The 11,552-nt window shown below is 66.3% G+C and carries 7 protein-coding genes and 3 pseudogenes; 4 read left to right on the top strand and 6 right to left on the bottom strand.

What is annotated here, in order from left to right:
* Positions 1–592: 592 nt before the first annotated feature.
* From K9U41_RS08120 to K9U41_RS08130, 3 genes are read right to left on the bottom strand one after another with little or no spacing between them, the layout of a single operon-like run.
* The gene (locus tag K9U41_RS08120; protein WP_282640342.1) at positions 593–1,606 is read right to left on the bottom strand and encodes an ABC transporter substrate-binding protein; all 1,014 of its coding nucleotides are present in this window, start codon (positions 1,604–1,606) and stop codon (positions 593–595) included.
* A gap of 50 nt (positions 1,607–1,656) precedes the next feature.
* Entirely contained in the window at positions 1,657–2,523 is an 867-nt protein-coding gene (locus K9U41_RS08125) for an ABC transporter permease (RefSeq protein ID WP_282640343.1), read from the bottom strand.
* A 10-nt stretch (positions 2,524–2,533) separates the two neighbouring features.
* Positions 2,534–3,310: an ABC transporter ATP-binding protein gene (locus K9U41_RS08130; protein ID WP_282640344.1), complete on the bottom strand. Its 777-nt coding sequence runs from the start codon at positions 3,308–3,310 to the stop codon at positions 2,534–2,536.
* A gap of 124 nt (positions 3,311–3,434) precedes the next feature.
* Between K9U41_RS08130 and K9U41_RS08135 the strand changes: the two genes are divergently transcribed.
* The 4 genes and pseudogenes from K9U41_RS08135 to K9U41_RS08150 all read left to right on the top strand — a co-directional run.
* Entirely contained in the window at positions 3,435–4,100 is a 666-nt protein-coding gene (locus K9U41_RS08135) for a response regulator transcription factor (RefSeq protein WP_282640345.1), read from the top strand.
* Positions 4,087–5,442 carry a sensor histidine kinase gene (locus K9U41_RS08140; RefSeq protein WP_282640346.1) on the top strand — a complete coding sequence of 452 codons (1,356 nt, stop codon included), beginning with the start codon at positions 4,087–4,089 and terminating at the stop codon, positions 5,440–5,442. The genes K9U41_RS08135 and K9U41_RS08140 overlap by 14 nt, the downstream gene beginning before the upstream one ends.
* 23 nt (positions 5,443–5,465) lie before the next feature.
* Positions 5,466–5,804 (top strand): annotated as a pseudogene (locus tag K9U41_RS08145) (integrase core domain-containing protein); the annotation flags it as partial.
* A pseudogene (locus K9U41_RS08150) lies at positions 5,756–5,964 on the top strand (transposase); the annotation flags it as partial. The pseudogenes K9U41_RS08145 and K9U41_RS08150, both read left to right, overlap by 49 nt.
* A 22-nt stretch (positions 5,965–5,986) precedes the next feature.
* On the opposite strand, the gene K9U41_RS08155 reads toward K9U41_RS08150, so the two are convergent.
* The 3 genes and pseudogenes from K9U41_RS08155 to K9U41_RS08165 form a co-directional block, all read right to left on the bottom strand.
* Complete coding sequence (locus K9U41_RS08155; protein ID WP_282640347.1) at positions 5,987–7,552, bottom strand: efflux transporter outer membrane subunit; 1,566 nt, start codon at positions 7,550–7,552, stop codon at positions 5,987–5,989.
* 37 nt (positions 7,553–7,589) lie between these two features.
* Positions 7,590–10,748, bottom strand: a complete 3,159-nt coding sequence (locus K9U41_RS08160; protein ID WP_282640348.1) for an efflux RND transporter permease subunit — start codon at positions 10,746–10,748, stop codon at positions 7,590–7,592.
* Positions 10,749–10,754: 6 nt separating this feature from the next.
* Positions 10,755–11,423: pseudogene (locus K9U41_RS08165) on the bottom strand (efflux RND transporter periplasmic adaptor subunit); the annotation flags it as partial.
* Between the last annotated feature and the right edge of the window lie 129 nt (positions 11,424–11,552).

Below are 11,552 nucleotides of genomic sequence, written 5' to 3' on the forward strand. Positions count from 1 at the left end.
CTGGGCGAGCCTGCTTCCACGGCGGCCTCTGAAGATCGCGGGAGTCGGCAGACGCCCGATGCCTCCCCGCCGCGCTCAAATCGTCATTCACAAGCACCGGGTCCGCTCCCGCCTCCCGTCACGTCGAGCTGCTGTCCCTTCAACTCGCGACCACCTCTCCCTCCTTGTGGGAAGCAGGCGCTATATCACTGTCCTGAAGACGGGAGCACCAAGAACTGGGGGTCCCTACCACGCTTCCGTCGGGAACTGTGTTTCCGGATTTGCCAAGCCCCGAATGACGGGAAGCCGGGGGCTGTCCTCACCGCAGAGGCAAAAGATGACCCTTCTCGGACTCTGGGAGCGTCCGCTTACGTCTCCCCGGTGTGCGGGTCGGGGTCTCAATGCGTTCATTAATACGCGCCAGGAACAGAGCGGGCGCTGTCGTCATGACCACAAGGCCGGAATGACACGCCGTCTTGCATGTGCCCTGCCCACCATTCGATGGGCAGTTCACATGCCATCATGAAGGTTCGAGCTCTGCCACTGGGACGATGCCTTGTCGCAAGTCGCTCAACTAGTGGCGCGACATTAGCAAGCAGGCTCCGGGCCGCCGTCAGCTACCGCTGCGGGTGCGTAGCTGCGGCACGAACAGATCGCCCCAGCTCGCCGGCTTCGCCTTGATGGAGCCCGCGAGGTGCATGAAGTCGGCGATCTTCATGATGCCTTCGGGGGTGGTAGAGAACCAGGTGTCCTTGTCCTCCAGCATCTCCAGCACCTCCTGCTTGGTGGTCTTCACCTTGGAGGAGCGCGCATAGATCTCCGCCGCGGCCGCCTTGTCCTTGGCGATGAACTGGTCCGCCTCGTCGAGCGCGTCGAGGAAGGCCTGCACCACCTTGGGGTTGGCATCGACGAAGCGCTTGGGTGCGAAGGTCACGTCCATGGTCAGGCGGCCGAGGATGTCCACCGAGTTCGCCACCCGGCGCACGTTGGGGTTCTTCACCTCCAGATAGGAGAAGGGCGGCGAGGTGAAGTGCGCGGTGATCTCGGTCCGGCCCGCGGTGAGGGCCGCCAGCGCCTCGGGATGGGGCAGGCCCACGGTCAGAGGGTCGAGCTTGGCGTAGTTCTCGCGGCCGAACTCCTGCGCGGCCATCATCTGGAGGATGACGGCCGAGAGCGAGGTCTTGATGCCCGGCAGGGCGATCTTGTCGGAGGACTTGAAGTCCTTCAGCGAATTGACGGCCGGGTTGTTGGTGTTCATCCACAAGGCGGTGGAGGAAAGTCCGCTGACGCCGATGACCTCCACGTTCGGGATGCCCTTGGCCTTGGCCCATAGTGTGATGAAACCGGGCGCGCCGGTGCCGGCGATGTCGAGGGAGCCGGCCATCATGGCGTCATTGATGACGTTGCCGCCGTCCAGCATCAGCCAGTTGACCTTGAGCGGGCCGAGGCCGGCCTTCTCCGCCTGCTTCTCGAGGAGCTTCTGGTCCTCCATGACGATGAGCGGCAGATAGAGGATGCCGTAGCCCTTGGAGATGCGGACTTCCTTCACTTCCGCCCGCGCGGCGCCGGTGGCCAGCGTGGCCACAACGGCGACGGCGGCAATCTTCAGGCTCTTCTTCCAGCCCATGTTTCTCTCCCTTTGTGTTCTGGTTCGATGACGGGTTTGGCGACCCGGGTTCAGTGCTGCATGCCCCAGCGATGCACGGTCTTGCGCTCGATGGTGGCGAAGATCAGGTTTTCCACGGCGAGGCCGATGAGGATGACGGTGAACAGGCCGGCGAAGACGTTGGCCGTCTCCAGCTGGTTGCGGTTCTCGAAGATGAACCAGCCGAGGCCGCCGGAGCCGGACGATACGCCGAACACCAGCTCGGCGGCGATCAGCGTGCGCCAGGCGAAGGCCCAGCCCACCTTGAGACCGGTGAGGATGGCCGGGAAGGCGGCGGGGATGAGGATGAGCCGCACCAGCTTCAGCCCGCGCAGGCCATAGTTCATGCCCACCATGCGGAGCGTCTTGGAGACGGCCCGGAAGCCCGAATGGGTGTTGAGCGCGATGGCCCACAGCACGGAATGCACCAGCACGAAGATGACGCTGCCCTTGCCGAGCCCGAACCAGATCAGCGCCAGCGGCAGCAGCGCAATGGCGGGCAGCGGGTTGAACATGGAGGTCAGCGCCTCCAGCAGGTCCGCCCCGAGCCGCGATCCGATGGCGACGGTGGTGAGCACGGCGGCGAGCGCGATGCCGATGGCATAGCCGATGAGCAGCGTCTCCAGCGAGGAGAGGGTGCGCGCCGGGATGACGCCATTGGCCATGTTCTCGAAGAAGGCCGAGAGCGTATCGGTGAAGGTGGGAAACAGGAGCGGATTGGCGAGCCACAGGCCATAGGCCTGCCACAGGGCGGCCAGCGCCACCAGGATGATGGCCTTGCGCACCGCGCCGATGCGGTAGATGCGCTCGAAGGGCGACAGGGTGGCCTCGACGGTGATGTTGCCGAGGGGGGTGTCCGGATTGACGATCTCCGGACGCAAGGCGAGGTTCTGGTTCACGGGCGTTTCCTCAGTGGCCGAAGAGCATGTCGTTGATGCGGGCTTCCAGCTCGACCTGCGCCGAGGTGCCCATCTTGTCGGTCGGAACGCTGTTCAGCTCCGCCCGCACCCGGCCGGGATGGGGCGAGAGCAGGAGGATGCGGGTGCCGATCTTGATCGCCTCCTCGATGGAGTGGGTGACGAACAGGACGGTGAAGCGCGTGTCGTCCCACAATTGCAGCAGCTCGTCCTGCATCTTGCGGCGGGTGAGGGCGTCGAGCGCGGCGAACGGCTCGTCCATCAGCAGCACGTCCGGCTCCATGGCCATGCCGCGGGCGATGGCGACGCGCTGCTTCATGCCGCCGGAGAGCATGTGGGGATAGCTGTCGATAAACTTGGTGAGGCCTACCTTATCGATATAGGAGCGCGCCCGCTCGCGCGCCTCGGCCGCGCCGAGGCGGCCGGAGGAGGTAAGCGCGAAGATCACGTTCTCGCCGACGGTCTTCCAGGGCAGGAGCTGGTCGAACTCCTGGAACACCATCATGCGGTCCGGGCCGGGCTCCTTCACCTCGTGATCCTTGAGGCGGATCTTGCCCTCGGTGGGCGAGATGTATCCCCCGATGGCCTTCAGCAGCGTGGACTTTCCGCAGCCCGAGGGCCCGAGAAGAACGAAGCGGTCGGAATCGTAGACCTTGAAGTCCACGCGGTAGGTCGCCGTGACGAGACTGTCCGGCGTCTTGTATTGAAGGGTCACGCCCTCGACGCTGAGCAGCGGCGCGAATCCAGTCTGGTCTGGATGCAAAGTCATCGTTCCTCCCCGCGCGCATCGGCGCAAATTGTTCTTGGTGCACTTTGGCGACCTTGCTTAGGATCATAGCCGACGATCCTGACCCGAAACTGACGCCGGGCGGCTTTGATCGCGGGAGCGGGCGGTGCGCATTCTGTTGGTGGAGGACACGCAGGAAATCGGCCTTGCGGTGCAAAAGCGCTTCGAGCGGATCGGCTATGCCGTGGACTGGGAGACCGATGGGCGCACCGCGAGCGAACTGATCGAGGTGCAGCCTTATGACCTCGTGGTGCTCGACGTGATGCTGCCCAACATGGACGGGTTCACCGTGCTGAAGCACCTGCGCCGGCGCGGCCTGCGCACGCCCGTGCTGGTGCTCACCGCCCGCTCGGCGGTGGACGACCGGATCAGCGCGCTCGACCTCGGTGCCGACGACTATCTCGTGAAGCCGTTCGACTACCGCGAGCTGGAGGCGCGGGCGCGCGCTTTGCTGCGCAGGGCTGCGGGCATGGCGGACAACACCATCAAGGCCGGCCCGCTGATCATCGACCGGGCGGGGCGGACGGCGATGATCGCGGGCGCGCCGCTCGACCTCACCCGGCGCGAGCTGACCGTGCTGGAAATTCTCGCCTCGCGTCCCGGCGCCTTCGTCGCCAAGGAGGAACTGCTGGAGCAATTGTTCGGCTTCGACCGCGATCCCAGCACCAATGCGGTGGAGCAGTTCATCACCCGTCTGCGCCGCAAGCTCGCGGCGACCTCCGTGGAAATCCGCACCGAGCGCGGCCTGGGCTACCAGCTTGTCGCTCCGTGACCTGCGCACCTCGCTCCGGGCGAGGATGCTGGCCGCGCTGGCGGCGATCCTGCTGCTCGGCGCCGCAGTGCTGAGCATCGCCGCCTGGCAGTATGCGGCGCTGGCGGCGCGCGATGCCTATGACAAGCTGCTGATGGGCGGCGCGGTGCAGATCGCGGAGAACATCTTCCTCCAGGGCGGTGTCGTCACGCTCGATCCGCCGGCCGCCGCCATAGCCACGCTCTCGGCATACGACCTCGTGTTCTACAGCGTCACGGACCCGCGCGGGATTGTCGTTGCGGGCTATGGCGACCTTACGCTTTCGGCCTCGCCGGAGCGCCTGAGGCAAGGCGTCGTGCTGGAGGACGGCCGGTACCAGGGGCAGCCGGTGCGCATCGCCGGCCTCGTTCGCAAGGTGGAGGGCGCGCCGGGTGACGGCTGGACCCGCATCATTGTCGCGCAGACGCTGGGCGCACGGGCCGCGCTCACCTCCGACCTGGCCTTCAAGGCCCTCGCCATGATCGCGGTGATGAGCGCCCTGGCCCTCGCCACGGCGGCGCTCAGCATGCGCCTCGTCTTCTCGCCACTGACCCGCATCGAGCGGGAGATCGCCGGCCGGCAGCCGGACGATCTCAGCCCCATCGCGCTCACGCCGCCGCCCGAGGCGCGGGCGCTGGTGGAGGCCATCGACGGCTTCATGCTGCGCCTCAGGGAGCGCATCGCCCTCATGCAGCGCTTCATCGCCGATGCCGCCCACCAGATCCGCACGCCGCTCGCGGCCATTGATGCGCAGGTGGAATTGCTGGAGGAGGACGATCCGGCCCAGACCGCGCAGTTGGAGGGGCTCCGGTCGCGCATCGCCGAACTGGGCCGGCTCACCAGCCAGTTGCTGGACCACGCCATGGTACTGCACCGCGCCCGGTCCCAGCACCGGACGCCGACCGACCTCAACCATCTCGCGAAGACCGTTCTGTCACGCGCCGTCCCGCTGACACTCGATCGGGAAATCTCAATCAGCTTCGTTCCCCTGGAGGAAGCGCCGTTGCTGGACGTGGATGTCATCAGCGTCGGCGAGGCACTGAGCAACCTGATCCACAATTCCGTGGTGCACGGCGCCCACAAGCGGCTCTCCCTCGCCGTGGAACGCACGGCCGATGGCGTCGCGCTGCGGGTGCGGGATGACGGACCTGGCATTCCCATATCCGATCAATCTCGCCTCGCGATGCCCTTCCAGAAGGGGGCGACCTCAACGGGCTCAGGCCTCGGCCTTGCCATCGCTGACGAGGTCGCCCGTGCCCATGGCGGCGCGCTGCGCTTTGAAGGGAAAGACGGCGATTTCTCCGTCATCCTAGAAGTGCGGTGAGGTCAGCTGCGCCCAGCGCGCCTGTTCTGGCCGAGCGGGGCATCGAGCATCGTTTGACCAAGCCCTACCATCCGTGGACCAACGGCCAGGCGGAACGCATGGTGCGCACTATCAAGGAAGCGACCGTCCACGTCTTCCACTACGCCTCCTTGACTGACCTGAGGCGCCATGTCCGCGACTGGCTGCTGGCCTACAACTAGGCCAAGCAACTCAAGGCTCTGCGATTCAAAACACCGTTTGAAGCCATCCGACAGATCGCCGCGCTAAAGCCCGAACTCTTCGTTCGCCAACCAAACCATGACATGCTGGGACTAAACACGGCACCGACGATCGTTGCATGGGACGCTCCGTGGGTGGCCTGACCACCAAGATCCACGCTCTGGTCGATGCTGAAGGCAGGCCCATCCATCTCGCCCTGACCGCCGGACGGGCGGGCGACGCACCGGCGGGGCGCGCATTGCTCTCCCGCCTCCCCCTGGCAGAATCCTTCTCGCCGACAAGGCCTACGACACCGACGTTATCTGCCGCATGACGACCGCCTGGGTCAGTTCGTGTCGAGGAAGCGCTTCGCCCAGTCGGAGCTGACGAAGCGCGGACCCATGTCATCCACCACCTCCGGCGTGCGGGTATCCACCGCGCCGTTCCAGCCGCCACCGAGGGCCTTGTTGAGGCTGACATAGTCGGTGGCGATGGCGACGCGACTCTGGAGAGCGGAATCCTCGGCGGAATAGAGCGAGCGTTCGGCATCGAGTACGTCGAGGAAACTGGTTGAGCCGGCCTGGTAGAGCGCGCGCGACAGCGTCGCCGCCTGTCGGTAGGAGCTTGCGGAGGCGGCAAGGCTGCCGCTCTTCAGCCGCTCCTGCTGGAGCGCGACGGAGGCGTTCTCCACGTCTTCCAGAGCCGTCAGGACAGCCGACCGGTAGGCCAGGAAATATTCATCCCGCTGGGCCTGGGCATATTCCACTGCCGCCTGCAGTTGCCCCGCGTTGAAGATCGGCACGCTAATGCTCGGGCCGAAGCTCCATGAGATGGAGGACGACTTGCCGAGGTCGCCGAACTTGGAACCGGTGGTGTCGATGTTGCCGGATAGGCTCACATCCGGATAGAGGGCCGCCTGCGCCTGGCCGATCTGCGCCGTGTACTGGGCGAGCTGCCGCTCGGCCATGCGCACGTCCGGCCGGCTGAGGAGCACATTCGCCGGCACGCCCCGGGGGACGGGCAGGCGCGGCGACGGGATGGGGGCGGACCTTTCCATGCGTGCGTTCAGGGTCGAAGGCGGCGCGCCCAGAAGGATGGCCAGCCGGTTGACCGCCTGCTGGTAGGAGGATCGCAGGGCCGGGATGTTGGCCTCCGTGCCCGCAGCCTGCCCCTCGGCATTCGCCACGTCGACCGCCGAGGCGGAGCCCGCCTCAAGCTTGCGGCGCGTGAGCGCGGCCGTCTCCCGCTGCGAGGTTGCCGTGCGGCGCGCAAGCGCGATCCGCGCCTGATATCCCCGCGCCTCCACGTAATAGGTCGCGATATCACCGACGAGGGTGAGCAGGGTGTTGCGCAGGCTCTCCTCGGAGGCATCGAGGCCGTATTTTGCGGCTTCCGCCGCCCGCCGGTTGGCGCCGAACAGGTCGAGTTCCCAGCTGGCGTTGACGCCGAGCTGATAGGAATCGTAGGGCCCGGTGACGGTCACGTCGCCGCCGCTGGACACGTTGCTGCCGTCCTGGCCGCGGGTGTAGCTCCCGGAGCCGGTGACGGTGGGAAACAGGCTCGCCACCGCCTGCTTGTAGGTGGCGCGCGCCGCGCGAACGCGGGCCTTGGCCGTTGCCACGTCGAGATTGCCGGCGATGGCCTCCTCCACGAGACGGTTCAGGGCCTTGTCGTTGAGGCGCTCCCACCAGCGGCCCAATTGGGGCGGCTGATTGTCCCGGCTTTGTGCGCTGCGCGCTGCGACGCTGGGCTGGGCCGATCCCCATTTGGCGGGGACCATCAGGAGCGGCGCTTCGTACTCGGGGCCGACCGCGCAGCCACCGAGCGCGGAGGCAAGAAGGACCGCGGCGAGCACCAAGAGAAGGGGCGATTTCCGGTACGGCCGGCAAGCGGCGACATGGGGGCTCGTCATTCTGCCTCACCAGCTGAAAGGGATGGGGGATCCGGCTTCAGGGTGCCGGGGATGCCGCCGGTTCGACCGGGGATGCTTCATCCCTCGCTCCCTGCGCGCCCCGTGGAACGAAAATCCGCCGCACCAGGACGAACAGCAGCGGGACGAAGAAGATGCCGATCACGGTGGCGGCGATCATGCCGCCCATGACACCGATGCCGATGGCGTTCTGCGCGCCCGAGCCGGCGCCGGTGGCGATGGCGAGCGGCGTGACGCCCAGGATGAAGGCGAGCGAGGTCATCAGGATCGGACGCAGCCGCTGGCGGGCGGCGTCGATGGTCGCCTCCACCAGCGGGACGCCGCGGGCCTGCCGCTCGATGGCGAATTCGACGATGAGGATGGCGTTCTTGGCGGCAAGGCCGATGGTGGTGAGCAGGCCGACCTTGAAATAGACGTCGTTGGACTGCCCGAAGAGGTGCGCCCCGAGGAGCGCGCCGAAGATGCCGATGGGCACCGAGAGCATGACCGCGAAGGGAATGGCCCAGCTCTCGTAGAGCGCTGCGAGGCACAGGAAAACGACGAGCGCCGAGAGGGCGTAGAGCACATTCGCCTGGCTGGAGGAGAGCCGCTCCTGATTGGAGATGCCGGTCCAGGAATGGCTGTAGCCGGCCGGCAACTGGGCGACGATCGCGTCCATGGCGTCCATGGCGTCGCCGGAGGAAACGCCGGGCGCGGCCTCGCCCTGGATCTCCAGCGCCGAGCTTCCATTGTAGCGTTCGAGGCGGGGTGAGCCGAAGATCCAGCGACTGGAGGTGAAGGCGGAAAAGGGCACCATGCCGCCCTCGCCATTTCGGACGTACCACTTGCCTAGGTCCTCCGGCTGCATGCGGAAGCCGGCAGCAGACTGGAGGTAGACGGGCTTCACGCGGCCGCGGTCGATGAAGTCGTTCACATAGTCCGAGCCCCAGGCGGTGGAGAGCGTGGTGTTGATGTCGGATTCCGAGACGCCGAGCGCCCCGGCCCGCTCCTGGTCAATGTCGATGAGGAATTGTGGCTCGTCCTCCTGACCGTTGGGACGGGTGGCCATCAGCCGCTTGTCCTGGGCCGCAGCGCCAAGGATCTGGTTGCGGGCGGCCATGAGCTTGTCGTGGCCCGCGCCATTGATGTCCTGCAGGTAGAAGGTGAAGCCGTTGGAATTGCCCATGCCCTGGATGGCGGGCGGAGCCAGGGCGAAGACCATGGCATCGCGGAACTTCGAGAAGGCGGCCATGGCCCGTCCCGCCACCGCCTGGGCCGACAAATTGGCCGAAGTGCGCTCCGCGAACGGCCTGAGGCTCAGGAAGGCGATGCCCATGTTCTGGCCCTGGCCGCCGAAGCTGAAGCCGGCAATCGTGAACACGCCCTCGACCGCTTCCTTCTCGGCCTCCAGATAGTGGCGGGTCACCGCGTCCAGCACCTCCTGGGTGCGGTCGGCGGTGGCGCCCACGGGAAGCTGGACGGAGGTGATGAGCATCCCCTGGTCCTCCTGTGGCAGGAAGGAGGACGGCAAGCGTACATACATCCAGCCGGCCGCAGCGCTGAGGGCGATAAAGACCGCGATGAAGCGGGCGGGCCGCGCGATGACACCTCCGGCACCACGGCGATAGGCATCAGCCCCGCGATCGAACATGCGGTTGAACCAGCCGAAGGCGCCGCCTTTTTCCCCGTGACCGCCCTTCGGTGCCTTGAGGATGGTGGCGCACAGGGCCGGCGTCAGGATCAGCGCCACCAGCACGGAGAGCACCATGGCCGCGACGATGGTGACGGAGAACTGGCGGTAGATGACGCCCACCGATCCGCCGAAGAAGGCCATGGGAACGAAGACCGCGGAGAGCACGGTGGCGATGCCGACCAGCGCGCCGGAGATCTCGCCCATGGACTTGCGTGTCGCCTCCCTGGGCGGCAGGCCTTCCTCCTGCATCACGCGCTCGACGTTCTCCACCACCACGATGGCGTCGTCCACGAGCAGGCCGATGGCGAGCACCATGGCGAACATGGTGAGCGTGTTCACCGAATAGCCGAAGGCGGCGAGCACGCCGAAGGTGCCGAGCAGCACCACCGGAACGGCAATGGTGGGGATGAGGGTGGCGCGGACGTTCTGCAGGAACACGAACATCACGATGAAGACCAGCGCGATCGCCTCGAACAGGGTGCGCACCACCTCCTCGATGGAAAGCACCACAAATGGCGTCGTGTCATAGGGATAGTGGACTTCCATGCCTTCCGGGAAGGTGGAGGAGAGGCGCTCAAGCGTCGCCTTCACCGCCTGCGACGTGTTGATGGCGTTGGCACCGGTCGCGAGCTTGATGGCGAGGCCGGCCGCCGGCTTGCCATTGTAGGTGGCCGAGGTGGTGTAGCTCTTCGCGCCGAGCTCGACGGTGGCGACATCATTGAGGCGCACCAGCGAGCCGTCGGTGGCGCTCTTCAGGATGATGTTGCGGAATTGCTCCGGCGTCTGCAGTCGGCTGCGCGCGGTGACCGACGCGTTGAGCTGCTGGCCCCTGCGCTGGGGCAGGCCGCCGAGCTGGCCGGCGGAGATCTGGGTGTTCTGCGCCTCGATGGCCGAAGCCACATCACCGGGCATGAGCTGATATTTGTGAAGCTTGTCCGGGTCGAGCCAGATGCGCATGGCATAGGCCGAGCTGAACAGGGTGGTGGAGCCGACGCCCTCCACCCGCTTCAGGGTGTCGTTGAGGGACGAATCCACATAGTCGGCGATGTCGATGGAGGACATGCGCCCGTCCTTCGACACGAAGGCGATGACCACCAGGAAGCTGTCGGAGGCCTTGTCCACCGAAAGGCCGTTGGTCTGCACCACGCTCGGCAGCTGGGACTGGACCAACTGCAGCTTGTTCTGCACCTGCATCTGCGCCACGTCGGGGTCGGCGGCGCTGGTGAAGGTGAGGGTGATGCTCACCTCGCCGGTGGAGGTGGACGTGGAGGTCATGTAGTCGAGATTGTCGATCCCGGTCATGCCCTGCTCGATGACCTTGGTCACCGAGTTCTCCACCGTCTGGGCATCCGCGCCCGGATAGCTCGCGGTGATGCGCACCGTGGTGGGCGCGATCTGCGGATATTGCGCGATGGGCAGCGAGCGCAGCGCGAGGAGGCCGCCCAGCATGATGAGGATGGCGATCACCCAGGCGAAGACCGGCCGGTCGACGAAGAAACGGGACATGGCGCTTCAATCCGTCTTGGTTGCAGGAGCGGTGCGCGCCGCCGCGTGGGTCGTCGCCCCATCGGGCTGCGCGCCCTGCTGGCGGCGGTCGCGGACCTCGCCGGTGGTGTCGTCCACCACCACCTCGACAGCGGCCACGTCCTGCCCGGAGCGGACGAACTGGCTGCCTTCGACGACGACGCGATCGCCGTCCGCGATCCCGTTCTCGACGAGCCAGCTGTTGCCGACGCTGCGGCCCACGCTGAGCACGCGCAGTTCCACCTTGCCGTCGGCATTCACCACGAAGGCGACCGGTTCCCCCTTGGTGTTGCGCGTGATCCCGCGCTGGGGAACGAGGAAGCTGTCGGGCGCCACGCCCTCTTCCACGAGGCCGCGCACATACATGCCCGGCAGCAGCAGCCGGTCGGGATTGGGAAACTCGACCCGCACCCCATAGGTGCCGGTGGTGGTGTCCACATAGGAGGACCTGAATTCCAGGGTGCCCGGATAGGGATAGAGGGTGCCGTTCTCCAGCTTGAGGCGCACCGTGACGTTGTCCCCGGAAACCTTGATCCGCCCCTCCTTGATGGCCTGGCGCAGGTTGAGCAGGTTGGTGCTCGACTGGGTCACGTCCACATTGATGGGATCGAGGGTGCGGATGGTGGTGAGCACCGTGTCCTGGCCCGCGGTGACGAGGGTGTTGATTTCCACTGAGAGTTGACCCGGTAGGCACGGATTTTTCCATCGAGAAGTGACCCATGTTTTCACCACGTCTCACGCGGCATCGCGGGGGACAGCGGAGTGATCGACATGGAGTTATTGAGC

Source organism: Xanthobacter autotrophicus (assembly GCF_029991245.1).
In the GTDB taxonomy this organism is placed as follows: Bacteria; Pseudomonadota; Alphaproteobacteria; order Rhizobiales; family Xanthobacteraceae; genus Xanthobacter; species Xanthobacter autotrophicus_C.